Source organism: Paenarthrobacter sp. NPDC089714, assembly GCF_044748905.1.
GTDB lineage: Bacteria > Actinomycetota > Actinomycetes > Actinomycetales > Micrococcaceae > Arthrobacter.
The window spans coordinates 315,174-339,758 of record NZ_JBIVGX010000004.1 but is presented as its reverse complement, the minus strand read 5'-3'; the positions used below and the strand labels follow the sequence as shown (position 1 = coordinate 339,758).

General features: G+C 64.6%; 22 protein-coding genes. 11 read left to right on the top strand and 11 right to left on the bottom strand.

Annotation, left to right across the window (positions count from 1 at the left end; translation table 11 throughout):
• Positions 1 to 19: 19 nt before the first annotated feature.
• The 4 genes from ACIPY3_RS10370 (at position 20) to ACIPY3_RS10355 (ending at position 3,075) form a co-directional block, all read left to right on the top strand.
• Entirely contained in the window at positions 20 to 814 is a 795-nt protein-coding gene (locus ACIPY3_RS10370; protein ID WP_400333496.1) for an amino acid ABC transporter ATP-binding protein, read from the top strand.
• Between the two features lie 2 nt (positions 815 to 816).
• Positions 817 to 1,464: an amino acid ABC transporter permease gene (locus tag ACIPY3_RS10365; RefSeq protein WP_400333493.1), complete on the top strand. Its 648-nt coding sequence runs from the start codon at positions 817 to 819 to the stop codon at positions 1,462 to 1,464.
• Positions 1,464 to 2,126, top strand: a complete 663-nt coding sequence (locus ACIPY3_RS10360; RefSeq protein ID WP_400333490.1) for an amino acid ABC transporter permease — start codon at positions 1,464 to 1,466, stop codon at positions 2,124 to 2,126. Before ACIPY3_RS10365 ends, ACIPY3_RS10360 begins: the two co-directional genes overlap by 1 nt.
• A 79-nt stretch (positions 2,127 to 2,205) precedes the next feature.
• On the top strand, positions 2,206 to 3,075 hold the full coding sequence (locus ACIPY3_RS10355; RefSeq protein WP_400333487.1) for a substrate-binding periplasmic protein: 870 nt from the start codon (positions 2,206 to 2,208) through the stop codon (positions 3,073 to 3,075).
• A gap of 84 nt (positions 3,076 to 3,159) precedes the next feature.
• On the opposite strand, the gene ACIPY3_RS10350 is transcribed toward ACIPY3_RS10355, so the two are convergent.
• From ACIPY3_RS10350 to ACIPY3_RS10320, 7 genes are all read right to left on the bottom strand, one after another.
• On the bottom strand, positions 3,160 to 3,792 hold the full coding sequence (locus ACIPY3_RS10350; RefSeq protein ID WP_400333484.1) for a LysE family translocator: 633 nt from the start codon (positions 3,790 to 3,792) through the stop codon (positions 3,160 to 3,162).
• Positions 3,793 to 3,876: 84 nt separating this feature from the next.
• The gene (locus ACIPY3_RS10345) at positions 3,877 to 5,364 is read right to left on the bottom strand and encodes an aldehyde dehydrogenase family protein (RefSeq protein ID WP_400333481.1); all 1,488 of its coding nucleotides are present in this window, start codon (positions 5,362 to 5,364) and stop codon (positions 3,877 to 3,879) included.
• A gap of 27 nt (positions 5,365 to 5,391) precedes the next feature.
• Positions 5,392 to 6,879 carry an alanine/glycine:cation symporter family protein gene (locus ACIPY3_RS10340; protein ID WP_400333478.1) on the bottom strand — a complete coding sequence of 496 codons (1,488 nt, stop codon included), beginning with the start codon at positions 6,877 to 6,879 and terminating at the stop codon, positions 5,392 to 5,394.
• A 3-nt stretch (positions 6,880 to 6,882) separates the two neighbouring features.
• A complete protein-coding gene (gene dapA, locus ACIPY3_RS10335) occupies positions 6,883 to 7,785 on the bottom strand; it encodes a 4-hydroxy-tetrahydrodipicolinate synthase (RefSeq protein ID WP_400333475.1) in 903 nt (300 codons plus the stop codon).
• A 42-nt stretch (positions 7,786 to 7,827) separates the two neighbouring features.
• Positions 7,828 to 9,213, bottom strand: coding sequence for a protoporphyrinogen/coproporphyrinogen oxidase (locus ACIPY3_RS10330; protein WP_400333473.1), 1,386 nt, complete (start codon positions 9,211 to 9,213; stop codon positions 7,828 to 7,830).
• A 238-nt stretch (positions 9,214 to 9,451) separates the two neighbouring features.
• On the bottom strand, positions 9,452 to 10,174 hold the full coding sequence (locus tag ACIPY3_RS10325) for a cache domain-containing protein (RefSeq protein ID WP_400333470.1): 723 nt from the start codon (positions 10,172 to 10,174) through the stop codon (positions 9,452 to 9,454).
• Between the two features lies 1 nt (position 10,175).
• On the bottom strand, positions 10,176 to 10,952 hold the full coding sequence (locus tag ACIPY3_RS10320) for a FadR/GntR family transcriptional regulator (RefSeq protein WP_400333468.1): 777 nt from the start codon (positions 10,950 to 10,952) through the stop codon (positions 10,176 to 10,178).
• 191 nt (positions 10,953 to 11,143) lie between these two features.
• On the opposite strand from ACIPY3_RS10320, the gene ACIPY3_RS10315 reads away from it, so the two are divergent.
• Together ACIPY3_RS10315 and ACIPY3_RS10310 are read left to right on the top strand one after the other, a co-directional pair.
• A complete protein-coding gene (locus ACIPY3_RS10315) occupies positions 11,144 to 11,767 on the top strand; it encodes a GntR family transcriptional regulator (RefSeq protein ID WP_400333465.1) in 624 nt (207 codons plus the stop codon).
• A gap of 117 nt (positions 11,768 to 11,884) precedes the next feature.
• Positions 11,885 to 13,315, top strand: a complete 1,431-nt coding sequence (locus tag ACIPY3_RS10310; protein WP_400333462.1) for an MFS transporter — start codon at positions 11,885 to 11,887, stop codon at positions 13,313 to 13,315.
• 85 nt (positions 13,316 to 13,400) lie between these two features.
• Here the strand turns inward: ACIPY3_RS10310 and ACIPY3_RS10305 are convergent, their stop codons facing one another.
• On the bottom strand, positions 13,401 to 14,870 hold the full coding sequence (locus tag ACIPY3_RS10305) for a PucR family transcriptional regulator (protein WP_400333460.1): 1,470 nt from the start codon (positions 14,868 to 14,870) through the stop codon (positions 13,401 to 13,403).
• A gap of 107 nt (positions 14,871 to 14,977) precedes the next feature.
• On the opposite strand from ACIPY3_RS10305, the gene ACIPY3_RS10300 reads away from it, so the two are divergent.
• Entirely contained in the window at positions 14,978 to 16,531 is a 1,554-nt protein-coding gene (locus ACIPY3_RS10300; RefSeq protein WP_400333457.1) for a purine-cytosine permease family protein, read from the top strand.
• Between the two features lie 19 nt (positions 16,532 to 16,550).
• Complete coding sequence (locus ACIPY3_RS10295) at positions 16,551 to 17,498, top strand: polysaccharide deacetylase (protein WP_400333454.1); 948 nt, start codon at positions 16,551 to 16,553, stop codon at positions 17,496 to 17,498.
• A gap of 62 nt (positions 17,499 to 17,560) precedes the next feature.
• On the opposite strand, the gene ACIPY3_RS10290 is transcribed toward ACIPY3_RS10295, so the two are convergent.
• On the bottom strand, positions 17,561 to 18,832 hold the full coding sequence (locus tag ACIPY3_RS10290; protein ID WP_400333451.1) for a DUF456 family protein: 1,272 nt from the start codon (positions 18,830 to 18,832) through the stop codon (positions 17,561 to 17,563).
• A 168-nt stretch (positions 18,833 to 19,000) separates the two neighbouring features.
• Complete coding sequence (locus ACIPY3_RS10285) at positions 19,001 to 20,188, bottom strand: NADP-dependent malic enzyme (protein WP_400333448.1); 1,188 nt, start codon at positions 20,186 to 20,188, stop codon at positions 19,001 to 19,003.
• 328 nt (positions 20,189 to 20,516) lie between these two features.
• Between ACIPY3_RS10285 and ACIPY3_RS10280 the strand changes: the two genes are divergently transcribed.
• The gene (locus ACIPY3_RS10280) at positions 20,517 to 21,377 is read left to right on the top strand and encodes an alpha/beta fold hydrolase (RefSeq protein WP_400333445.1); all 861 of its coding nucleotides are present in this window, start codon (positions 20,517 to 20,519) and stop codon (positions 21,375 to 21,377) included.
• 15 nt (positions 21,378 to 21,392) lie between these two features.
• Here the strand turns inward: ACIPY3_RS10280 and ACIPY3_RS10275 are convergent, their stop codons facing one another.
• Positions 21,393 to 21,998: a TetR/AcrR family transcriptional regulator gene (locus tag ACIPY3_RS10275; protein WP_397324630.1), complete on the bottom strand. Its 606-nt coding sequence runs from the start codon at positions 21,996 to 21,998 to the stop codon at positions 21,393 to 21,395.
• A gap of 207 nt (positions 21,999 to 22,205) precedes the next feature.
• Between ACIPY3_RS10275 and ACIPY3_RS10270 the strand changes: the two genes are divergently transcribed.
• Together ACIPY3_RS10270 and ACIPY3_RS10265 are read left to right on the top strand one after the other, a co-directional pair.
• Positions 22,206 to 23,333, top strand: a complete 1,128-nt coding sequence (locus ACIPY3_RS10270; RefSeq protein ID WP_400333442.1) for an FG-GAP repeat domain-containing protein — start codon at positions 22,206 to 22,208, stop codon at positions 23,331 to 23,333.
• 51 nt (positions 23,334 to 23,384) lie between these two features.
• Positions 23,385 to 24,527, top strand: coding sequence for an FG-GAP repeat domain-containing protein (locus ACIPY3_RS10265; RefSeq protein WP_400333439.1), 1,143 nt, complete (start codon positions 23,385 to 23,387; stop codon positions 24,525 to 24,527).
• Positions 24,528 to 24,585: the final 58 nt, after the last annotated feature.

The following is a 24,585-nucleotide window of genomic DNA, read 5'->3' as shown; positions in this document are numbered from 1 at the left end:
CTAATCGAAGGAACCAAAAATGGGCTTAAGTTTTGGCACGAAAGCTCCCCCTACGGCTCTCACTGGCGAGGTCGAGGTGGCCGGGCTGGGTAAGAAGTACGGGGTCATCCAGGTGCTGAAGGACGTGAACCTGTCCATGGCCGAGGGTGAGGTGGTGTCGATCATCGGGCCTTCCGGTGCGGGTAAGTCCACGTTCCTGCGGTGCTTGAACTACCTGGAAACCCCTTCGGAGGGCACCATCGCGATCGGCGGCGCGAAGGTGGTCGCTGGCGGGGCGAGGCTGCCGGACAAGGCCAGCCTGGATCACTTGCGCCGGGTCACGGGCATGGTGTTCCAAAGCTTCAACCTCTTCCCGCACCTGACCGTGATGGAGAACATCACCCTCCCGCAACGGAAGGTGTTGGGTTCCTCGAAGGAACAGGCCGAGGAAGTGGCGAACAAACTCCTCAAGCGTGTGGGTTTGCCGGACAAGGCCTCCGCGTACCCGGCCCGGCTCTCGGGCGGGCAGCAGCAGCGCATCGCGATCGCCCGCGCCCTGGCCCTGTCCCCAAAAGTCATGCTCTTCGACGAGCCGACCTCGGCCCTTGACCCCGAAATCGGCCTCGAAGTCCTCGCCGTCATGCGGGACCTCGCCGATGAAGGCATGACCATGCTGGTGGTCACCCACGAAATGCACTTCGCCCGCGACGTTTCTGACCGGATCATGGTCATGGGCAACGGCGGGGTCCTCGAAATCGGGCCCAGCGAACAAGTCATGTCCGCCCCGCAGAACGAACGCACCCGACAATTCCTCAAAGCCGTCCTGGACCGGTAACCATGATCACCCAACTCCTGGCCTCCATCGCCCAAGGCGTCGGCCAAACCCTCTACGTCACCGGCGCCTCCCTCCTCTTCGGCGGACTCATCGGCCTCGTCCTGGTCGGAGCGGCCCGCTCCCCCATCGGGATCATCCGCACCATTGCATCCCTGTACATCAACATCGTCCGGGTCATCCCCCCGATCACCTGGCTCTTCCTGATCTACTTCGGCCTGCCCCAATACGCCCTCCGGTTATCCACCATCCAGGCAGCGATCATCGGGTTCTCCATCATCGCCTCCGCGTTCATGGCCGAAATCTACCGCTCCGGTTTGTTGAGCATCCCGGACGGGCAGCGCGAAGCAGCCCACGCCCTGGGCATGAGCAGCGTCACCACCGTCGCGCACGTCATCACCCCCCAAGCGTTCCGCGTCGCCCTGCCCGCGATCGCCACCTACGGCATCGGCCTGCTCAAAGACTCCGCCTTGGCCTCCACCATCGGCGTCCGCGAAATCACCTACTACGCCCAACAATCAGCGAAGCAAACCCACGAAGGGCTGCTCTCCTTCGTCGTCGCCGGCGCCCTGTACATCATCATCAGCCTCGCCGTCGCGCTCATCGCCCGCCGCGTGGACCTGAAACTGCGCAGAAAGATCGGAGTAGCGTGATGGACCTGATCACCCAATGGCTCTCCTGGATACCCAACCTCACCCCAGGACTCGGAGTCAGCCTCCAACTCACCGGCCTGTCCCTGCTCTTCGGCTTCCCCTTCGGACTCCTGCTCGCCGTCATGGCCGAAGCCAAACTCAAACCCCTGCAATGGATCAGCTTCCTCTTCGTCGAAGTCGGCCGCGGCCTGCCCGCCCTGGTCCTGCTCTACCTGCTCTACTTCAGCCTCCCCGACGCCGGCATCACCCTCACCTCCCTGACCACCGCCATCATCGCCCTGACCTGGAACACCGGCGCCTACGCCTCCGAATACTTCCGCGCAGGCATCGCCTCGGTCCCCCTGGGCCAAAAAGAAGCAGCCCTCACCACCGGCCTGCGGGGCTGGACCGGATTCCGGCTCATCATCCTCCCCCAAGCCCTCCGCATCTCCACCCCACCCCTGGCAGGCCTCGCCGTCCTCGTCTTCCAGGGCTCCGCCCTCGCGTTCGTCATCGCCGTCCCCGAACTCATGTCCAAAGCCTTCGAAATCGGCTCCATCACCTTCGAATACCTCTCCGTCTACACCCTCACCGCCATCATCTACGGATCCCTCACCCTCGTCTTCCTCGGCGCCGTCAAACTCCTCGAAAACCGCCTCGGCCGCCACCTCCAACGCAACTAACACCCGCATCGCAACCACGCGCCACCGTTTCGCACCAGCCCACCCCGGGGTCACAACCCCAGCAAAAGAAAGAGTCACCATGTCGCGAACAACCCGTTCCCTCGTGCGCGTACTTTCGGCCGGCACCGCCGCCGGCCTGGTCGCCCTCTCCCTCGCAGCCTGCGGAGGCGGCGGTGACACGTCCGCCGGCTCGGGCGACTGCACCCCGGCCCACAAGGACCTCAAGACCCTCACGCAGGGCGAACTCACCGTGGCCAGCTACGACTACGCCCCGGCCACCATCCTGAACGGAGACACCGTCACCGGCATGGAAGGGGACCTCATCGCCGAAATCGCCAAGATGGAGTGCCTCAAGGTCACCGTCAGCACCTCGGGTGGAGCAGGCGCCGTCATTCCCTCCGTGCAGTCCAAGCGCGTGGACATCGGATCGGGCAACTGGCTCCGTACCAAGGAACGCACCAAGATCGTCTACCTGAGCACCCCGCTCTGGAGCGACCCGCAGGCCATCGTGTCCAAGACCGGTCTCACCAGCGACGACCTGCAGGGCAAGAAGATCGGCTCCGTGGCGGGCAACCTCTGGAACGACTCCATGCAGAAGTGGCTCGGCGACAACTTCAAGATCTACCAGGATGACGAGTCCATCTACGGCGACCTCAAGGCCGGCCGCATCGACGCCCTGGTGGCCTCCGCAGCCTCCGCCAAGTACCGCTTCAAGGACGCCCCCATCGAAGGCGCCACCGTGGTGGACGTGAAGCCGAATGCGAACGTCCCGCAGTTCGCGACTGTAGGCCAGGTCATGCTGCCGTCCGCGTTGGACAATGACACCCTCGGCAAGGCCCTGGACGAGGACATCAAGAAGCTCCGTGAAAACGGCACCATCAAGTCGATCCTCGAGAAGTACGGAATCGACCCCTCCGTCGGCGAGCCGGGCGAACCCAGCCTCCTCTGACATCAGGCGCCAGAACAAAAACAAAAGGAACGACGCCGGGCAACCGCCCGGCGTCGTTCCTTTTGTTCCGGCGAAAAACAGCGGTCAGGACTTGGAGCCGGTGACGGCAAGCGTCCCGCCGAGCCCGATCATCATGACGCCGCCGGCGCCGGAGAGCGTGGAGATCCGGCGGGGCGACTTGGCAAACCACGCGCGCGCTGTCCCGGCGGCGAGGGCCCACACACTATCGCAGGCGAGGGCAAGGCCCTGGAAGGTCAGTCCGAGCAGCAGAAGCTGGGCCCAGACCGCGCCGGCAGCTGGGGCGACAAACTGTGGAAGCACGGCCACGAAGAACGCGATGGTCTTCGGGTTGGAGATTCCCACGATGAATCCCTGCCGAAGAAGCTTCCATGAGGAGGACGGAGCGCGCGGAGAACTGCGTGCGTGATCGTGCCGGTGGCGGATCGCCTGAATCCCCAGGTATGCGAGGTAGATTGCACCCGCGATCTTGATGATAGTGAACGCCACCACCGAAGAGGCGACAATCGCGCCCACTCCAAAGGCAACGGCGAACACGGCGGGCACCGTGCCGAGGGCGTTTCCCAGCACGCTCAGCAGGCCTGCCCGACGTCCCAGGGCTATGGAGCGCCCGATAACGAAGAGCACGCTTGGACCGGGAACCACGATGATGAGCACCGACGCGAGGGCGAACGCAAGGAGGTTATCGATGGGGACCATGAAGGCACATTACTCCTGATCTGCACGAAAAAAGCGTGCACCCCGGGTTTATCCGGGATGCACGCTTTAGAGTTCGGGACGGAATCAGCCGCGGTTGTACATCACGTGCTTGGTACGGGAGAAGTCCTCGAGGGCGTAGATGGACAGGTCGCGGCCGTAGCCGGAGCCCTTGAAGCCGCCCCACGGAACCTCGTTGGCGATGACCAGGTGCGAGTTCACCCACACGGTGCCGAAGTCGAGCTGGCGCGGTACGGTCAACGTGCGCTGCGCATTGTTGGTCCACACCGATGCCGCCAGGCCGTACACGGTCTCATTGGCGCGGGTGACGGCTTCCTCATCGGTGCTGAAGGTTTCCACGGAAACCACCGGCCCGAAGATCTCGGTGTACGTGATCGGGGAACCGGCAGGCACATCGGTCACCACGGTGGGTTCAATAAAGTAGCCCGGTCCCTCGAGGGCGTTGCCGCCGACGGCGATGGTGTGGCCGTCCTTGCGGACATCCTCCAGCGCCGCCAGGACCCGCTCGTAGTGCGATTTGGAGATCATGGAGCCGATTTCGGCGTCGGCCCCGGGAGCGCCTACGGTGATGGCGCTGATTTCCTTCACCAGAAGTTCGGTGAACTTCTCCGCAACGGACTCGTGCACCAGCACGCGGCAAGCAGAGCCGCATTCCTGGCCACCGTTCCAGAAGCCGGCAGAACGGACACCTTCGGCAGCCGCCTGCAGGTCGGCGTCGTCGAACACCACAACAGGTGCCTTGCCGCCGAGCTCAAGGTGGACGCGCTTGACCGTCGAAGCGGCGTTGGCGGCCACCTTCTGGCCGCTGCCGACGCTGCCGGTGATGGCCACGAGGTCGACATCGGGGTGCTCGGACAGGCGGTTGCCCACCACCCGGCCGGGGCCGGTGACAATATTGACGACGCCGGCAGGAACCTCGCCCGCGATCAGCTCAGCGAGCTTCAGCGTAGTCAGCGGTGTCTGCTCCGAGGGCTTGAGTACCAAGGTGTTGCCCGCAGCGAGGATCGGCGCGATCTTCCAGACAGCCATCAGCAACGGGTAGTTCCAGGGGGTGATCACACCCACCACGCCCACCGGCTCGCGGAACACCACGGACGTGTGGTTTTCCGCGTAGTCACCGGCGCCCAGCGCAGTGAAGGCACGCGCCGCACCGGCGGAGAACCGGAAAGTGTCGATGGCGCTGGAGACGTCGTCCTCTGCCACGGCGGCCGGCTTGCCCGTGTTGGCAGCCTCCAGGTTTTCCAGGAGCTCACGGTTTTCCTCAACGATGTCCGCGATCCGAAGCAGGATCGTGGAGCGGTCCTTCGGCGTCTTCGCTGCCCACTCCGCCTTCGCTGCGACGGCAGCCGCCACGGCGGCGTCGACGTCTTCCAGGGAGCCGGCCGGCACCTGGGTGATGGTTTCCTCGGTAGCCGGATTGACGACGTCGACCGTTTCCTCAGAGGTGGAGGGCACGAAGCTGCCGCCGATGAACTGGCCAAAGGGCGGAAGCGACGGGGCCGGGAAGGCGCCCCCGCGACGGACGGTGAACAAGGATGTTTCTGTGGTTGTCATGATGTGCTCAATTCCTTTGCGTTGGGGCTACTTGACGGCAGCGGCGGACTTTTCTTTTTCGTGTTCCCAGAAGTCGGCTCCCTCTATGCCCAAGGCCTTCGGATCGAAGGTGGGATCCAGGCCGAGCTTCCGTTGGCGTTCGTAGTCCCGGTAGATCTTGCGGACCAGCGGGAACAGGAACACCAGGCAGATGAGGTTTACCCAGGCGATGAGGCCCAAGCCGATGTCGCCCGCGGCCCAGATGAGCTTTGCGTTGACGATCGACCCGATGAACACGATGCCCATGGTTCCGATCTTCAGGACGTTCTTCCAACCCGTCCCGGTCCGGCCGTCCAGCAAGTACAGGAGGTTGGAGTTGGCCACGTAGAAGTAGGCCAGGAGGCAGGTGAAGCCGAAGAGCAAGACCGCGACGGCGACGAAGCCGGCGCCCCAGCCCGGGAGCATCGTATCGATGGCTTCCTGGACCCAGTTGGCTCCAGGGGGAACGCCCGGGAGGTTGTTCGCCAGGAATCCGCCGGCGCCATCGGAGACGTTGTACTTGCCCGAAACCACCATCATCAAACCGGTGGCCATGCAGATCAGCAGGACATCGATGTAGATGCTGAAGGTCTGGACCAGGCCCTGCTTGCCGGGGTGCGAGGTACGTGCCGCGGCGGCCGCGAACGTAGCCTCACCGAGGCCGTTCGAGGAAGCGAAGACTGCACGGCGTACGCCCCAGGCCACTGCTGCACCGGCGATGCCACCCATGACGGGGTGGATGCCGACGGCCGACTGGAAGATCAGGACCACTGCGTCCGGGACCTTGTCCACGTTGATGGCGATGACCGCCAAGGCCAGGAGCAGGTAACCGATGGCCAGGACCGGAACCAGGCCCTGGGTGACCTTGACGACGCGGGTGGTGCCGCCAATGATGACCAGGCCGATCAACACGGTCACCAGGATCGCCGGAGCCCAGGTGGGCAGGCTGAACGCCTTTTCCGCACTGGCAGCGATGGTGTTCACCTGCAGGCCGGGGAAGACGAATCCGTACCCGATCACGCCGAGGACTGCGACGATCGCGCCGACTTTCGGGAGCTTCAGGCCGTACTTGATGTAGTACGGCATGCCGCCGATGTCCTCGTTGGCCTTTTTGCGGTCCTCATCAAGGACCTGGCGCTTGAAGGCCTGGGACAGAGCGGCTTCCGCGTATCCAACGGTGCAGCCAACCAAGCCGGTGATGGCCATCCAGACCAGGGCGCCGGGGCCACCTGCACTGACGGCCGTGGCCACACCGGCGATGCTGCCCACGCCAACACGGCTGGCCAAGGCGAGGACCAGTGCCTGGAAGGAGGACAAGCCGCCATCGCCGTGTTCGGACTCCTTAAGCTGGCGCAGCATATCCGGAATCCGCCGGAACTGGATGCCCTTGGTGGCCACCGAGTAGGCGATACCCAGTCCAAGGACAACGTAGGCCATGGGCGCCCAGATCGCGTCGGAAACGCCTGACAAGAACTCCGCGAAGTCGAAGTCACCCATGCGTTATCCGATGTTCTGCTTGATCGAAGCCAACTTCGACAGCGCCTGCTCCACCTTGGCGAGCTGGTCGGCGTCGAGGTCTGCCGTGGGACGCTTCGGCGATCCCGCAGGGAGGCCCTGCAGGGTAAGGCCGGCCTTGACGGCCGGAATGAACGGCGAGGACAGCAGCGCATCGATGACCGGGTAGACGGCCTTCCACAGCTCAAGGGCACCGGCAAGGTCGCCTGCGTTGATCCGGCGGGTGACGGCAACAATCTCGTCAGGAACCACGTTGGCCGTGCCGGCCATGACGCCTGCTGCGCCTTCGACGAGGGCGCTGTAGAGGTACGCGTCCCAGCCGATGAAGGTGCCGATCACATCGCTGTGGTGGTGGATGAGCTGGAGTGCCTGCTCCCAGTTGGCACTGGAGTCCTTGATGTAGAGGATGTTTTCCACTTCCTCGGCAAGGGAGCGGACGGTTGCCGGGTCCAGGTTGACGCCGGTAACCGGCGGGATGTTGTAGAGCATCACAGGGATGCTCACCGAGCGTGCGACGTCCTTGATGTAGGTGACAGTCTCTTCGAGGGTCAGCGGCTCGTAGTAGGGCGTGATGAGCATCAGCACGTCTGCGCCCAGCTGTTCGGCAGCCTTTGAGAGACGGATGGCCTCGGCCGTGGAGGTGGCACCGGTGTTGGCGATCACGGGGACGCGGCCATTGGCCTGCTCGATGACCGTCTTGATCAGGAGCAGACGCTCCTCCGAGGACAGGGCCCCGACTTCACCGGTGGAGCCGGCCGCGACGACGCCGTCGACGCCGGCATCAATGGAGCGGTCCACAATCTTGCGCAGGGTTTCGACGTCGATCGTCTCGTCCTGGTTGAAGGGGGTGGAGAGAGCGGTCAGAACGCCGCGAAGTTCCTTGGACATGGATTCCTCGTTTCAGTACGTGTGTTGTGGGTATTCAGGGGTTCAGGCGACGACCGAGAGGCCTGTTGCCGGGGGTGCCTGGCGGTGGGTGGCGAGCACGCTGGCTGCTTCCTGTGCGGCCGAGAAGCCGGTGGTGATGGAGCTTTCGGTGTAGAGCGTTCCCAGGTAGTCGCCGGCCAGGAAGACGCGGTTGGTGCCGCGCATCAGGGTTGACTGGAGCTTGGCGCGGCCCGGGAAGCAATACGGGGATGCCACCCGCCAGCGGTCGGTCTGGGCTTCAACCACGCTGTCGGCGAAGCCACCGCCCAGGACCTGGTCGAGGTCGGCGAGGTGGGTCTTGATGACCTCGTCGTCGCTCTTGTCCAGGAGGGCCTTGCCGAGCGCCGCCGGGGAGAATGTCATGAAGCTGCCGCCCGGTTTGCGGACAGTCTCCGTGCCACGGACAATGCTGGCCTGGTTCAGGGCGATGGCGAAGGAACGTTTGGGGGCCGCGATGGCGTAGATGTCATCCCAGGGACGTGCCGAGGTCTCGTTGGTCAGGAAGGCCGTGCTGACGTGCGGGCCGTACTTGATCTGGCTCAGTGCGCCGCGGAGTTCCTCGGGCAGGTCAACGCCGATCTTGTTGGAGACATCCGCGGTGGTTGCGAGAACCACTGTGCGGGCTTCCACTTCCCGGTCCACTCCGCCCTGGGTGTAACGGACCACTACGGAATCCTGCTTGTGGACTACCTCGTTGACGGTGGCACCCAGCTGGACCCGGTCACCCAGTGCCGCGGCAATGGATTCGGTGAGGGTGGACGGGCCGCCCACGATGCCCTGGCTCAGTCCCTGTCCGATTCCCAGGACCAGGCTGAAGTAGCCGATGCCGGCACCTGCGGAAATCTGGTCCATGTCCCCGGCGGAGCGGGTCACGGTGGTCTTGAACAACGCCGCAGCATCCTCGGACAAATCGCCAATGAAGTCCTGGAACGAGGCGGAGTTCTCGAAGTCGTAGATGCGCTGCTGGCGCATGGCACCGGATTCGCCGGCGCGCTTGCGGACCACGCCCGTGTACTTGGCCACTCCGCTGACAACCTTCATGCCGGCCTTCAGCGTGTCAAAGCGGGAGGACAGGGACATCGGAATACGGAACGGGTAGGTGGCGATGTGCCCCTTCTTGATGAACTTCCCGTTCATGGACAAAGCCTGGAGCGAACCGGGAATCTGCACCGCGGTGACGCCAACCTCGTTGAGCAGGGAGTCCGTGGAGGAACCGGCACCAGCGAAGACGTGGCCGCCCCAGTTCAACCAGTAGTTTCCGCGGCGTTCAGAGCGGATGCGGCCACCAACGCGGTGTTCCGACTCGAGCACCAGGGTGTCCCAGTGCCGCAACCGCCACGCTGCCGAGAGACCAGCGAGACCGCCGCCGACAATAACTACGTCTTTCATGAGCTTGAACTTCCTTGTTGGGGGATCACGGTGCGCGGACCCTTGTGCTGTCTTCCTCGGCAGCTGGAGATCGGTTCCGCCAGTTCCTGGAGAGGTTTCTATGAGGTGCATCCCAGAGCCTTGTGCGCCTGGTCACATATAAAAGATACATCATTGTATGATTAATGCAATAGGTCTTTTGGGTAAAAAAATCCCCGCCAAGCGCGCGGGGCGCTGGCGGGGATGTCTGCGGAGAGGGTTACCGCTTCAGCGAGATCAACTTCCATGGCAGCCTGGCTGGCGTGCCTGAAGCGATGTCCAGGGAGAGATCCACGCGTTCCATGTCCTCCTCCAGAAGCAGGGTGCCGGAGGCGATTCCAGCATCATTGGAAGCGATAACCCGACCATTCGGACCCAGGAGGATGACGGAAGGATCCCGGAGCTTCAGCGCGCGAAGGAACACGCCTTCGAGTTTTGCCAGGGCAAGGTCGCAGCCCAGGACGTGCGTCCCCTGCGGCGTCGGTGCGGGCGCACTGAGCGTGATGAGGTTGACGTTGATCCCGCCGATGTCCACATACGGTCCCACCGCCACGGAGTTGCCACTCTCCGACGGAGCCGTGAACCACTCCCGGCTGGTGTAGTCGTAATAATTCAGCGACTCCGAGTTGAGGTCGTGCGTCACGAACCGGGGCTCCCCCGCACCTTGCCCGGCCCGCCACCATTCCAGCCAGAGGTGCGCCTCGGGGAGGCTGCCGGGTGCGTACGCAATCCCGGCTCCGCCAATGAGCGCAGAGTGACTGCTGATAAATGCAGCAAAGTCTGCCTTCAAGTAGGAGTAGGCGCTGCGGCGGGGAGTACCCGGCGCCGATGCGGCCACCGCGGAAACCGACGCCGCGATTTCTTCAAGGCCCTCAAAGACTCCTCCGACACTGGTGGAGATTGCCTGCGCGGTTCGCTGGAGGGTTTCATGTACAACCGTCACGTCATGCACTTCCGTCGGACTCCATCGTCAATCTCAGGTGCTGGGCTATCAGGTACTCGGTCTCGGTCCTGGAATGGCGCTCGGCAGCGGTCCCCGCGCGGTCAGCGTCACGGTCACGGATCGCGTCCAGGATGGCCACATGCTGTTCAACCAGCGCCTCGAGATGCCCGGCTTCCTCGGGATGGCCCCACCAGAGCGTCATCAGTTCGGCCTCCAGTTGGAGGGAAGCCGACGTCAGCCTGCTCGATTGCGCCGCCACACTGATGGCCACATGGAAACGGCTGTCCAGGCGGCGCTGGGTCCGCGCATCCTTGGCATCCCGATGGCGTTGTACCAGCTCGTCAAGATGGGCCACATTCTGAGCGTCGGCGCGGCTGGCCGCCAGCCTGGCAGACATGGAGGAAACCGCGGCCCCGAGATCGCCCAGGTCGCGAAGCGATTCCGTGCTGGCCTCCTTGAGTTTCCGCTGCAGCTGGGTGTCCGTCAGCTCGATCTGGCCCCGGATGACGCTGCCCCCACTGCGTCCGCGACTCGTTTCGATCAGCCCTTTGGTCCGCAATGCCGCCAGGGACTGGCGCAGGGTGATCGGTGAAATGCCAAGCTCCGCCGCCAGTACCGATTCCGTGGGAAGCCGGTCGCCTTCCGTCAGGATTCCCATGAGGATGGCGGTTTCAATCTGGTAGGACACCTGGTCTGCCCGGCCAAGACCTTCGGGCTCGCTGCCCCGCAACAGGAGCAGCAGGTCAAGGGCACGGGTCGAGAGCGCCGTACTCTCCATGAACAGACCCTCCTTTGGCCGATTAGGGGCGGCAAGGGCGATGGCCCATTCGCTATTTCCTTGAATCTTTTCACATTTACCGGAGGTACGTAAGCGTTCACATTATCCCGCGCGCACGCCGACCCGGCACCAGCCGGTACATTGAGTTCCTGAGCCTAAAATCGGAACGGGGTGAGCAGCTCATCGAATCTTTGGCCGACCTCGCCTACCGGGTGATCGCGGACCGGATCATCACGCTGGACATCCGCCCCAATGAGGCCATCAACGAGTCCCAGCTATCCAAGGAAATGCAGATGGGACGCACACCCATCCGCGAGGCGCTCAGCAAGCTCGAGAGCGAACGGCTCGTCGTCACGCAACCACGCAAGGGCTCCTTCGCCGCTCCCATCAACCTCACCGATTTGTTCGAAGTGGCCCAGATCCGCCAGGCATTGGAGCCATTGGCGGCGGGGTTGGCCGCAGGAAACATCCGTCCTGACGGAGCCAACAAGCTGCAGGAGCTCCTCCCCCTCCTCGATTCCCTGGACAGCCGGACGGTGGACCAAAACGAGTTGATGCGCCTGAACCTGGCAGTCCACCATCTGATCTACGAGATCGCCGGCAACGTCCACCTCGCGGATACGCTGGTCCGCTACGCCCACCTCTCCACCCGCATCTGGTCACAGATCCTCGAGCGACGCCCGCCAGTCGTGGAGCAGACCCGGGAATTGGCCGGCATCGCCCGCGCGATCATCGCCAAGGATTCCGCACTGAGCCAGTCACTGATGGACGACCACGTGCACCATTTCAACGAGTTCGTCGCGAGCCAGAGGTAACACTGGATTAACCATTGACCGTGTGGTGGATCACATCCTAGTCTTTGATATATCAACTGTCGTCAGACTGTTGACAAGATCACGGGCCATCACTCGCCCGCATGTCAAAGGAGCTCAATGGACATCCACGTCGCCATTGATGAAGCGCGTTTCACGCGGTTCCACAAGAAACTTGTCGCCGCCTGCATGGGCGGCCCCATTCTGGACGGCTACATCCTCAGCATCATCGCCATCGCCCTCATCGGCATTTCCGCCGACTTCAACACCAGCGCCCTGGAAACCAGCCTCATCGGCGCCTCGGCCTTGGTCGGTATCTTCCTCGGCGCCGTTTTCCTTGGCCCGCTGACCGACCGCATCGGCCGCCAGCTCATGTACACCATCGATCTCTGGGTCCTGGTGATCGGGTCCGTCCTGCAGTTCTTCGTGCAGGACCCGACCCAGCTCATCATCGCCCGCTTCATCATGGGCCTGGCCATCGGCGCCGACTACCCGATCGCCAACTCCCTGCTGGCCGAATGGCTGCCGCGAAAGCGCCGCGGCCAAATGCTCGGCGTCCTCCAGGTGGGCTGGTTCATCGGCGCAGCCTTGGCATCCCTGGTGGGCTACGCCATGTTCGAACTCTTCGGCGGCGAGTCCTGGCGTTGGATGCTCGTTTCGTCCGCACTCATGGGCGCCATCGTCCTCCTCGTCCGACTGGGCACCCCCGAATCTCCCCGGTGGCTCCTCCATCATGGCCGGACCAAAGAAGCAAAGGCCTCCCTCCGGGCAGCCCTCGCAGACCAGCTCAGCGTTGAGCACCTGGTCTTCGAGTCGGAAGCCAAGCCCGCCACGGAAACCGGCAAGGTCAACCTCCGGGTCCTCCTCCAGCGTCCCTACCTCAAGCGCATCATCTTCTGCAGCGGCTTCTACACCCTGCAGGTGGGTCCGCTGTTCGCGATCTACACCTTCGGCCCCACCATCCTTGCGTCCTTCGGACTCGGCCACGGCAACGCCTCCAACCTTGGCTCGGTGGTGATCGACCTCGTCTTCCTGGCCGGCTGCATCCCTGCCCTCAAACTGATCGAGACGTGGGGCCGCCGCCCGCTCATCATCTGGTGCTTCGCCCTGATGGCCATCCCGCTGTTCATCCTCGGTTTCGCGCCGTCGGCTCCGGTGGGCGTCATCATTGCCTGCTTTTGTGCCTACGCTCTTTTCTCCGGCGGACCGAGCATTCTCGAATGGGCCTACCCGAGCGAGTTGTTCCCCACCAATGTCCGGGCGAGCGCCGTCGGCATCACTACCGCTGCCAGCAGGATCGGCGCCGCGCTGGGCACCTTCGGGCTTCCTTTCGCGATCGATGCCTGGGGCATTGGCCCCACGATGGTGATCGCTGCCGTAGTCACCGCCGCCGGATTCTTCCTCTGCTTCTTCCTCGCCGAGGAGACCCGCGGCATGACGCTGGCCCAAGCCGGCGGCGAGCCCACAGCCCAGCCCGGCGGCGAGCCAACAGCCCAGCCCGGCGGCGAGCCCACTGCCGAGGAGAAGGCGCCGGTCCGGGAAACCGTCTAAGCTCTCCACTTCGCGGGTCCGCTGCCCCTTCGCTGTTCATTTACGGCGTCGTGGGTAGTGGACCCGCGATTTCGCGTTGCGGCGGCTACAGCCGCGCCATCCGCGTGGCCAGATGCAGCGCCACGAGCCGGCCCGTACCGCGCGGGTCTCCGCCACACAGCTCAAAGATCCGCTGCAGGCGATGGTGCATGGATTGTCGCTCCAGATGCATCTCACGGGCCGCCTGGGCTGTGTTGCAGCCGGAATCGAGCCAGACGGTCAGCGTCGCCAGGAGCCCGGATCGCCTCAAGCGGTCATGCTCGACGACGGCGCCCAACTGCCGCTGCACGAACCCTTCGCGAATGGCCGGGTCCAGGGACGCACCCGCGAGCAGTTCCACAGCGTAGGCCTCCGCATCCGCCACCCCAGCGCCGAGGAAGGGCAGGTCGAGCGTCCGCCTCGCCTCCGCGAGCGACCACGGCGCATTCTCGATCCCCATCCCGAGCGGCCCCACGGAAAGCGCCGAGCCCCCAGGCACCTCCAGGGAACGCAGCCCTTCGAGCAGCGCATTCCGGGCAGCCCCGGAGTCGCCCGGCAGGGCCGCGAGAGCGATCAGCTCAGCATTGTCCGCATAGCTCGCGCTGTGCGCGACGCATCGGTTCAGCACCTCGTCCACGGCGGAACGCAGGTGCCCGGCACCCGACGTACGGATCACGACGGCGGCCACCGCACCGTCCGCAGGGAAGCCCGCGGCCGGACCGAGTTGCTGCAGTTGCCACGGCTGGCTTCCGGATTTGATGGCGCGCATGAGTTCGGTCCCGGCAAGTTCCTTCAAGCCCGGCGGCATGCGTTGCATGAGGGCCAGCCCCAGGATGTCCACGGACCGCTCCCCCGCCACGCGCGCCAAGCCGCTGTCGCCGTCGTCGGGCACGTGCAGCTCAAGGCGGGCCGCCAGGACGCCCCGCACCGGCACATCCACGGAGGTGACGGAGCCGACGTCGTCCGTCGCCAGCGAACCGGCAGCGCCCAGTGTCAGGCCCGACGGCGATACCAGCCTCGCGCCCACCCCGGCCTTTTCTGCCAAAACGGCGAGCAATTGGTCCAGCCCGCCGCCGTGGGCGAGCTCAGCCGCCATCGCGTGGCTGGCCTGGTCGCCGCGCTGCAGTTGCTCCACCGATTCACTGACAAGGAGCGAATTGATTTCCTGCATGACTCCAACGAACGGGACCACTTGGCGCAACTCGATGACGGGTAGCCCTGCCGCCTGGGCCTCGTCCAGCATTGCTTGCGGGACGGCGGGCAGGGCCGGTCCTGTCTCCAGTGCGAGCGCCGAGATTCCCCGTGCCGCCAAGTCGCGGACGTACCCTGCTTGGCGCTCCGCTGTGACTCCTGCGAGCGCCTGCCCACCGCTGAGGAGCAGTTCGCCGCCGTTCAGGAGGGGTGCGATGTCCAGGACTTCGCTGGAGTGGACCCAGCGTACGGGCCGGTTCAGCGCGTCGGGGACCTCGTTGAGGAGCAGAGGTTCGGCGGCTTTGAGGCTGGCGTAGGTGAGCGCCTCACCCAGCAGAACTGACATGACACTCCGTCACTCTAGATGGAATTCCTTTAGACACATCGTATCTTGTTGCTGTGATGTGGCACACATAATCTGAGAGTGTCCCTTTCACACACGGAGGCTCTCCCATGCAAGACAACCTCTCCCCCGCGCACTCGGAACCAGTAAACCCTGGCCAGGCGCAGTCAGGTCCGGCAACGGCGCCGGGCCACGACAGCGAAGCCTGGCTCCAACCCATTCCCGAAGCAGACCGCACCCGCAGGGTCTCCGGGCAATTCTGGATCTGGGCCGGCGCCAACCTCGCGCCCATCAACTGGGTGCTCGGAGCCCTCGGCATACACTTGGGCCTGGGCTTCGCGGACACCGTGACCGTCCTGGTGCTGGGCAACCTCATTGGCATGCTGTTGTTCGGATGCTTTGTTCTCCTGGGCCAGAAAACCGGGGCCACTGGCATGGTCCTTGCCCGGGCCGCATTCGGCCGACGCGGCAACTACCTCCCGGCGGCCATCCAGGCACTCCTGGTGATCGGCTGGTGCGCGGTCAACACGTGGATCATCCTGGACCTGGTCATGGCCCTCTTCGGAACCCTTGGGTGGGTGGATCCCGCTGCCCACAACTACGGATGGAAGATCGGTGTCGCCACGGCAATCATGGCCGCACAGGTGGCCATCGCGTGGTTCGGCTACAAGGCCATCGCGGCCTTCGAGCGCTGGACCGTTCCGCCCACCATCCTCATCCTCGCCGTCATGTCCGCCGTGGCCTGGTTCGGAATGAAGATCGATTGGGGCTACGCCGGGCCTGCCGGCAACATCCTGACAGGATCGGACCGGATTGCCGCCATGAGTGCGGTCATGACGGCCATCGGCATCGGCTGGGGCATCACATGGTTCACCTATGCCGCCGACTACTCCCGTTTCGTCAGCACTTCGGTCCCCAAGCGCAAGGTCTACCTCGCATCAGTCCTGGGCCAGTTCATCCCCGTGGTGTGGCTCGGCGTCCTCGGCGCCAGCCTGGCCACAAACAGCGGCGAAATCGACCCCGGCAAGTTGATCGTGCAGAACTTCGGCGTCCTGGCGCTCCCTGTCCTCCTCATGGTGCTGCACGGACCCATTGCCACCAACATCCTCAATATCTACACGTTCTCCGTAGCTACCCAGGCCCTGGACATCAACATCAACCGGCGCAAGCTGAACCTCTTCGTGGGCGTCTTCTCCCTGGCGGCCGTCATCTTCTTCATCTTCCAAGAGGACTTCGCCGCCGTGCTGGACGCCTGGCTCATCGGCCTGGTTGCTTGGGTTGCCGCATGGGGCGGCGTGATGCTGGTGCACTACTTCTGGCTCGAGAAGCGCTGGCCGGCCAAAGTGGAGCGCCTCTTCGATCCCGTCGGCACCCACCGACTGCCCGTGGTCAATTGGGCCGGCATCGTTTCCCTCCTCGCAGGCATCTTCGCCACCTGGCTCTTCATGTACGGCCTGATCCCCATCATGCAGGGACCCTTCGCCGTTGCCCTGGGCGGCTGGGACCTGTCCTGGCTGGCCGGTGGCCTGACCAGCGCCGCCGCCTACGCCCTCCTGGGACCGAAGGCCCACCGGAAGTTCCTGCTGGCAGATTCCAACCACGTCTCAGCCACCCAGCCCGCGCCGGCTTCCACGCCGGCTTCCACGCCGGAACCGGCAGCCTGACTATCGCGAAGGACACCTCATGAACAAGCCCGCATTCGCAGACTCCCTGCATCCGATCGCCTGGCCGGAAGGCTTCAGGGCCGCCGCCTCGTTCACCTTCGACGTGGACGCCGAATCCTGCACCATCGCCCACGACCCCACCAGCACCCGACGTATGTCGCTCATGAGCCACCAGTCCTACGGCCCACGGATCGCCGTGCCGCGATTGCTGCAGATCCTGGACCGCCAGGACATCAAGGCCACGTTCTTCATCCCCGGATTCACGGCGGAGAGCTACCCGGACATCGTCCGCCGGATCGCCGACGCCGGCCACGAAATCGCCCACCACGGATACCTGCACGAGCCCATGCAAGGCATCGACGCCGCGACGGAAGCCAGCTACCTCGATCGTGGACTGGAGGCGTTGAACAAGGTTGCCGGAGTCCGGCCCCTCGGCTATCGGGCTCCCTGGTGGGAGCTCAACTGGCACACCCCGGCGCTGCTGGCGGACCGCGGCTTCCTTTATGATTCGAGCCTGCTCGACGGCGATGCCCCCTACCGCCTGGGCGTCGCCGATGGTGACTCCCGGGACATCGTGGAGATTCCCGTCGACTGGGCACTGGACGACTGGGAGCAGTACGGCTTCTACCCTGGTGTCACCGGCAGCGGTGTGATCGAGAGCCCTGCCAAGGCCTTGGAAATGTGGACGCTTGAAGCCGAAGCCCACCATGCCCAGGGCAGTTGCTTCGTCCTGACCAACCACCCGTTCATTTCCGGAAGGCCGTCCAGGGCAGTCGCGTTGGAGCAATTGATCGAGCGGGTCAAAGGTCTCGACGGCATGTGGGTCACCACCCTTGCTGAGATCGCTGCCCACACCAAGGCCACAGTCCAGGAGATCCACACTCTCGCAAGGATCGACGTACCGCTGTTCCCCGGAGCCGGGGCGAAGTTCCGCCCGGCCCAGGTCAAGGTTCCGGCGCTCGGCTAGACGAATCAACGCAGTGCGGAACGCCACGCAGCCGCGCACGAACACCCGATTCCAACCACCCTTCACCTCGATGCCCCGTCTGGCATCGGGGTGAAGCGGTCAACCGTTGCCAGGGGGACGGCCTCCTGAAAGTAGCCGGGAAGTGGTGGGGGCATGGAGGTGTAACGGTGGCCGGTGGGTGTCTGTATTTCGAAGGTCCGGCCGGGCTGGCTGGACAGGACTGTTTGCTTTTGCTCGGTGGACTGGCCGGCCCTGCGTGGCTGAAGCGACTGCCTTGCACCACCCACCAAAGCTGTCCCAACTGCCGGAGCTGTCAGGTCCACCTTGTGCGCCTCGTGGAGTTGCTTGGTGTTCCAGCCGGGGTTTTCTTTGGTGTGGTTGCAGGCTTCGCAGAGCCCTGCGCCGTTGGCCAGAGAAGTCTTTCCGCCGGAGTGCCAGGCCAGGACATGGTCGTAGTGGCGGATGGGCGCGTCGCAGTAAGGTGTGCGGCACGTGTCATCACGGGTCTGGATGAACCTGCGCATCCCCTGGGGGAACAACCTGGCCTTGGAATCGGTGGCCAGCAGCTCGTTGGTTCCCGGCGCCGTGTACAGCCGCCGGATCCAGACATCGAAATCGGACTGGAGGCCTGAGGCATCACCGGCGCCCGGCTCACTCGCGGCAGCCACGGGCGGCCCGACAGACCCGGCAGGCCCGGATGGCCCGGGAGGCCTTTCGGGACCATTGCCGGCTTCCCGCCCGACGAGTGTGGCCGGGTCACTTCCCGTCTCCCGCCCGACACGTGTGGCCGGGTCGCTGACCTCATGCCCGGCACGTGTTGCCGGGTCGCCGCCCGCCACTTGACGGGCGGGTGTGGCCGGGTCGTTGTCGGGGCCGTTCTTGATCAACTCCCGCGCCCAGCCGGCCGGGACGATGCCGTAGCCCTTCAACCTCGCCGGTTCACTATCACCCTGCAACAACGTCCGATCCGTCATCACCACTTCCACGTGCACCCCCGCGACACCACCCGGAGTCCCGGTCAACCGCTCCACCAAAGTATCGGCCATCACCTGCCCCTTGGACCGCGCACCCACCAGGACAGATCGGTTGGGAATCCCGTGCTGCTTCAGCTTGCGTCCGGTCAACACAGCACTGGCCGCCATCCCCGCGACGACGAACACCAAGCCGATGCCAAACACCACCCAGCCCAGCGTGCCCGCGCCGCCCCAAATGGCCCACGCCAGCAGGCTCACACCGATGAGAATGCTGCCCGGCAGCACAGGGATGATGGTTCCCGCGACGCCAACAGCAATCGCCAAGCCGCACAGGATGGTCACGATCACTTCGGCATTCATGGCCCCAGTGTAGGTCCGGTGTGCGGCCCCGCCAGAAGCAACGCGGGGTCAGATACGGCCCATTCCGCCGACAAACATCGGCCGTAAATGCCCCCGCGTTGGAAAAGAAACGACGGCGACGCCCCCGGAAAGGGAGCGTCGCCGTCGTCGTTCTTGCGTCAGTAGCCGCTACTTGGTGACGGCTGCGGCCACTGCCGCGGTAACTGCGGGTGCCACGCGGGCATCCAGGGGGCTCGGGACGATGTAGTCCGCAGAGAGATCCTCCGCGGCGAGCTCGGCGATGGCACGGGCAGCCGCGATCTTCATCTCCGAGGTGATGCGGCGGGCGCCGGCATCCAGGGCACCGCGGAAGATGCCCGGGAAGGCCAGCACGTTGTTGATCTGGTTGGGGAAGTCGCTGCGGCCGGTGGCAACAACGGCCGCGTGCTTGCGGGCAACCTCGGGCAGGACCTCGGGGTCCGGGTTGGACAGCGCGAAGACAATCGACTGATCGTTCATCAGCTTCAGGTGCTCTTCGGCGAGCTTCGAGGAGGAAACGCCAACGAAGACGTCCGCGCCGGTGAGGGCCTCAGCCGGTCCGCCGGTAACTCCACGGGGGTTGGTTCGCTGGGCGAATCGGGCCTTGACGCTGCCGGAGTCCGCAACGAGGTCCGCCCGGTCCGCGCTGATGACGCCCTTGGAATCGAGCAGGATGACGTCCTCGACACCCACAGCCAGCAGAATCTCGGCGATCGCGATGCCTGCCGCACCGGCGCCGGAAACAACAACCTTCAAGCCTTCGATGGCGCGGTTGGTCACCTTGGCGGCATTGGTCAAGGCCGCAAGGACAACGACGGCGGTGCCGTGCTGGTCATCGTGCATGACAGGCACATCCAGGGCTTCGATGAGCCGCTCTTCGAGCTCGAAGCAGCGCGGTGCCGAGATGTCCTCGAGGTTCACTGCGCCGAAGCTCGGGCGGAGACGGACCAGGGTCTCGATGATCTCGTCAACGTCGGTGGTGTTGAGCACCAGCGGGATGGAGTCGAGGTCGCCAAAGGTCTTGAACAGAGCAGACTTGCCCTCCATAACCGGGAGGGAGGCGCTGGGGCCGATGTTGCCCAAGCCCAGGACAGCGGTGCCGTCGCTGACCACAACAACCAGGCGCTCGGCCCAGGTGTGGGTGCGGGCAAGCTTGGGGTCTGCGTGGATGGCCCGGCTGACCTGCGCAACGCCGGGGGTGTACGCGATGGAAAGGTCGCGCTTGTCGTTCAGGGGTACCGTGCTGGAAACGGTCAGCTTGCCGCCCTCGTGGGCTTTGAAGATTTCTTCTTCAGTCAGGACCAGGTTCTCAGTGGCTTCAGTTGTCTCAATGGACACGTCTTTGTCTCCTCAGGCTAGCCGTGGACCCACGGCGTGATGAATGGCAGGAACAGAACTGCGGGTTCGGGCCAAGGGTGGCTGGCCCGGCGGTGAGTCTGCAGGTATGGGCTGCTAGCCGCTTCGGTATTTCCAGCCTAGGGAAGCCAAGAGGGTACAAGATTCAATACCTAAAGAGATGATTCGAGAGTAAAACGTTCAACCTGCCAAATATGTGACTCAGCTCACGCTAATTTGGGCACTTTTGGTACCCATCGGTCTAGACCACCACCTCAGATACCTCCCTCAAGAGGTCTCGGCCCGCCGAACATGAGGCAGAATGACGTCCGTGGCCGAACGCATGATGGTTCCAACGTCCCGAGGCCCGGTGGAGATAGTCAACGTGCCTGGAAACCAGCCCTACGTCCTCTTCTTCCCCGGCGGGCACTGCTCAGCCGTGAGCGACTGCGGTTGGAGCCTCTACACGGATCGCGGGCTCGGGGTTCTCTCCTTCTCGCGGCCCGGCTACGGCGCCACCGACGTCGGTGACCTCACCGCGGGCGAGTTCGCGCCGTTGGTACGGGAAGTGTGCCAGGACCAAGGCATCACCAACCCTGTGGTGGTTGGTGTTTCCTTCGGAGGACTCCAGGCGATGGCCGTGGCCGGCGACGACGGCATCGAGGCCCAGCGCATGGTGCTTCACAGCTGCGCCCCATCCACGTTGCCGTATCCGGACTCGCGCGCGGAGACGCTGATGGGGCCGGTGGTTTTCTCCCCATGGGCGGAGATGCTCACGTGGTCGCTGGTCAGGCTCATGGTCCGGACGGACACCGGCCTGGGCCTGATGATGGCCCAGTTGTCCCGCCTGCCGCGCCGCACACTGATGGGCATGCTGGCACCAGCGGATAAAGCCGAGGCCCGGCGGTTCTTCGGGACCATGCGATCCGGCCGGGGCTTCACCAACGACCTCACGCAGGCGAAGCCCGAACGCTCGGCATCCCGCCGCGCCCTCATCACGGGCGTGCGATGTCCCACACTGGTGACTGCATCCCGCCTGGACGCCGGGGTGGCCTTTGAACATGCCGGGGATCTCGCATCGCGGCTGCCGAACGCCACGCTGGTGGAATTGGATTCGCCCTCCCACCTGCTGTGGATTGGACCCGGCAAAGAGAAGGCAGCGCAGGCCATCCGACAGTTCCTTAGCCGCTGACCATCTGCGGGCCAGTCACTCTCCGGTCAGCAGGCTGCAGGCCTTCTTGAGGTCCTTCTCCGCTTCGAAGAGGGAAAGCCTCCGGCACCGGACGGCCTGGACCAGGCCGCTCACCAGGTGCAACAGGATGCGGGCCTTGACGGGGTCCTTACCGGAATCCTCGCTCAGGGATCCCACCACTTCCTGGGACAGGGAATCGATCTCACGCAGCAACTGCGCCGTATCGGTGTCCTTGCCCGCCGGGCGGATCAGGCAGTGTTCAACTCCCGGCTGCATGACCCGGAGGTGGAAGATCTCCATCATGAGGCCCGCCAACTGGCCCTTGCCCCGGCGTTGGCGGACGCCGTCGCGCAGTTCCCGCAACTGCTGCCGGTACACGGCCAGCATGAGGTGCGCGGTAGAGGGAAAGTAGCGGTACAAGGTGCCGAGGGGCACATCAGCCCGGGCCGCAACATCGGACAGGCTCAGCGTATCGAACTGGCGCTGAGCGAACCCGGCAGCGGTCTTCAGGATGCGGGCATAGCGCAACAACTGCCGCGGAGTGGTGGGCGCGGCAGCCATGCGGGGCAGCCCTGTTGTCAGATCCAGGGAGTACGGTTCCAGTGAATTTGCTGCAGACATCTCCGGCGATCTCTTGGGAAGCTGGCAAGGAAGCGGCCGGTCGAGGATGGAACCCACGGCTGGCCGATCGGATCAATGATACGGGAGCAAAATGACCGTTTCCTGAATGCCGCCGCGAACAAGGCTTACGCAGCGTTCCAAGGATTCCCCCGAGCGTACCCCTAAACTTCAGTGAGGTTTAGGGGTCTGCACATGGGAGGAACACGGATGGGGAACGTACGACGCCGGGTGGCGGCAACGCTGATGGGCGCCGCTTTGGCGGCCATGGCACTTAGTCCCCTGCCGGCGTCGGCTGCCCCGAGCAACGGACCCGACCCCGTGGTCAACGGCCAACCGTTCGTGGGCAAGACGTTGACCACCGACATCGGGCCGTACACGTTCTACGGTTGCGGCGGCGGCAAAGGGCCGGACTTCAGCATCTACTGGACCCGTGACGGCTTCCTCGTGGCAGGGGAAACGGGCAGGAACTACGTGCTGCAGCAGGACGACGCCGGTTCAAGGATGGCTGCCCACCTGACCGCCAGCAAGACCGCGTGCTCCGGCGAAACCCTCCACAGCAACGAGACCGCGCCCGTGGGCTCCGTCAATCGCGCAGCCGGGTTCACCGGGCGATCCTTCGAACTCCTGACCCGCGGATCCGACGGTTCGCTGTCGCTCTTCGGCCGCACCGGAAACGCCTGGGACGCTCCCCGGACCGTGGGCTGGGGCTGGAACATCTTCAACCTGGTCCTCTCCCCGGGCGACTTCAACGGCGACGGCAAGACCGATGTAATTGCCCGCGACTCTGCAGGCACTTTGTACCTCTACGCGGGTGACGGAACCGGGGGTTGGAAGCCCGGACAGACCATCGGCAAGGGCTGGAACATCTTCGACTCCATCGTCAGCCCCGGAGACTTCAACGGCGACGGTAACAACGACATTCTGGCGCGCGAGCCCGGCGGCGCCCTCTATCTGTACCCCGGCAATGGTTCCGGTGGCTGGTTGCCGCGCACCGCCGTCGGGCAGGGCTGGCAGGTGATGGACGCGCTCCTGGCACCCGGCGATTTCAACGGTGACGGCAAGGTGGACATCCTGGCGCGTGACCGCAGCGGCTACCTGTACTTCTATGGTGGAAACGGCGCCGGTGGGTGGACGCGCTCCTGGTTGATAGGCGTCGGATGGAACACACTGAAGGCCGCAGGGGCCGCAGGCGACTTCGACAAGGACGGCAATCCGGACGTCTACGGCGTGGACCAACAGGGCCGGTTGGTGGTCTATTACAGCGATGGCAGGACCGGTTGGCGCGGCTCGGAAGTGGCCGGTAACGGATGGGGCGCCTTCACAGCGATCTTCTAGGTATATCCCAGCCGCGGTACCATTAACCGCATAAAGTCTGGGGAGGACACCATGTACGCTTCATCACGCCCGACGTCCGGCGTGCGCCGAGCGCTATCCGGAATCGCCGCCGCATTCATCGCGGCAGCCGCCTTCGCACCCGCACCCGCCATGGCAACCATGGACCCCGACCAGCCCGTGGTACACGGTGCGCCGTTCGTCGGTTCGACCCTCACGGTAGAGATCGAGCAGGGCTCGTTCAGCGGTTGCGGTGCGGCCGCCGGACCGGACTACAGCATCTACTGGACCCGCGACGGAGTCCTTTCTTCGAGGCAGTGGCCGAACTACGTGGTCACCGAAGAGGACCGCGGAGCAACCATTGCAGCCCACCTGGTGGCCAGCCAAAATGGTTGCGATCCCGTGGAAGTCTCCAGCGATGAAACAGCGCCCGTCTCCGCCTCCCACCGCGCCAACGGTTTCACCGGGCGCAGCGCCTTCGAGCTGCTGGCCCGCCGCTCGGACGGCACGCTCATGATGTACCCGCGGATCAACAGCGTCTGGGAATCCGCCCGCACCGTGGGCCCCGGCTGGAACGGCTTCACCACCGTCCTGTCCCCCGGCGACTTCAACGGCGACGGAACCAACGACGTCCTGGCCCGCGACTCCTCCGGCCGGCTTTTCCTGTATGAAGGAACGGGCGACGGCGGCTTCCGCGCCGGACGCCAGATCGGCAGCGGCTGGAACGGGTTCACTGCCATCGTCTCCCCCGGCGACTTCAACGGCGACGGGAACAATGACGTCCTGGCCCGTGATTCGTCCGGAAACCTCTACCTGTACCCTGGCAACGGCAACGGCGGCTGGTTGAACCGCTCGCTCGTGGGTACCGGCTGGAACGTCCTCAACCAGATCATCACTCCCGGCGATTTCAACGGCGACAACAACGTGGACGTCCTGGCCCGCGACACCTCTGGAAACCTCCGCCTCTACAAGGGCAACGGCAACGGCGGGTGGAGCGGATCTGCCACCATCGGTTGGGGCTGGGGCAGCCTGTCCAACATCGCCGCCGCCGGCGACATCGACGGCAACGGCAACATGGACGTCTTCGCGGTGGACGGTTCCGGACAACTGCTGGCCTACTACGGCGACGGCGACGGCGGCTGGAACGGTTCCGCCGCCATCGGCTGGGGCTGGGGCGGGTTCAACGCAGTTTTCTAAGCCGATTTCGGTTGCTTTTCAGGCTTGACTTGTCTTTCCCGTGAATTTTTGCCAGCGA

What these genes read in the sequence shown, in the direction of transcription:
- ACIPY3_RS10360 (WP_400333490.1), top strand. Translation starts at nt 1,464, where the DNA reads ATGGACCTGATCACCCAATGGCTCTCCTGGATACCCAACCTCACCCCA.
- ACIPY3_RS10270 (WP_400333442.1), top strand. Translation starts at nt 22,206, where the DNA reads ATGGGGAACGTACGACGCCGGGTGGCGGCAACGCTGATGGGCGCCGCT.
- ACIPY3_RS10355 (WP_400333487.1), top strand. Translation starts at nt 2,206, where the DNA reads ATGTCGCGAACAACCCGTTCCCTCGTGCGCGTACTTTCGGCCGGCACC.
- ACIPY3_RS10300 (WP_400333457.1), top strand. Translation starts at nt 14,978, where the DNA reads ATGCAAGACAACCTCTCCCCCGCGCACTCGGAACCAGTAAACCCTGGC.
- ACIPY3_RS10370 (WP_400333496.1), top strand. Translation starts at nt 20, where the DNA reads ATGGGCTTAAGTTTTGGCACGAAAGCTCCCCCTACGGCTCTCACTGGC.
- ACIPY3_RS10295 (WP_400333454.1), top strand. Translation starts at nt 16,551, where the DNA reads ATGAACAAGCCCGCATTCGCAGACTCCCTGCATCCGATCGCCTGGCCG.
- ACIPY3_RS10350 (WP_400333484.1), bottom strand. Translation starts at nt 3,792, where the DNA reads ATGGTCCCCATCGATAACCTCCTTGCGTTCGCCCTCGCGTCGGTGCTC.
- dapA (WP_400333475.1), bottom strand. Translation starts at nt 7,785, where the DNA reads ATGTCCAAGGAACTTCGCGGCGTTCTGACCGCTCTCTCCACCCCCTTC.
- ACIPY3_RS10340 (WP_400333478.1), bottom strand. Translation starts at nt 6,879, where the DNA reads ATGGGTGACTTCGACTTCGCGGAGTTCTTGTCAGGCGTTTCCGACGCG.
- ACIPY3_RS10345 (WP_400333481.1), bottom strand. Translation starts at nt 5,364, where the DNA reads ATGACAACCACAGAAACATCCTTGTTCACCGTCCGTCGCGGGGGCGCC.
- ACIPY3_RS10310 (WP_400333462.1), top strand. Translation starts at nt 11,885, where the DNA reads ATGGACATCCACGTCGCCATTGATGAAGCGCGTTTCACGCGGTTCCAC.
- ACIPY3_RS10275 (WP_397324630.1), bottom strand. Translation starts at nt 21,998, where the DNA reads ATGTCTGCAGCAAATTCACTGGAACCGTACTCCCTGGATCTGACAACA.
- ACIPY3_RS10365 (WP_400333493.1), top strand. Translation starts at nt 817, where the DNA reads ATGATCACCCAACTCCTGGCCTCCATCGCCCAAGGCGTCGGCCAAACC.
- ACIPY3_RS10265 (WP_400333439.1), top strand. Translation starts at nt 23,385, where the DNA reads ATGTACGCTTCATCACGCCCGACGTCCGGCGTGCGCCGAGCGCTATCC.
- ACIPY3_RS10320 (WP_400333468.1), bottom strand. Translation starts at nt 10,952, where the DNA reads ATGGAGAGTACGGCGCTCTCGACCCGTGCCCTTGACCTGCTGCTCCTG.
- ACIPY3_RS10290 (WP_400333451.1), bottom strand. Translation starts at nt 18,832, where the DNA reads ATGAATGCCGAAGTGATCGTGACCATCCTGTGCGGCTTGGCGATTGCT.
- ACIPY3_RS10305 (WP_400333460.1), bottom strand. Translation starts at nt 14,870, where the DNA reads ATGTCAGTTCTGCTGGGTGAGGCGCTCACCTACGCCAGCCTCAAAGCC.
- ACIPY3_RS10330 (WP_400333473.1), bottom strand. Translation starts at nt 9,213, where the DNA reads ATGAAAGACGTAGTTATTGTCGGCGGCGGTCTCGCTGGTCTCTCGGCA.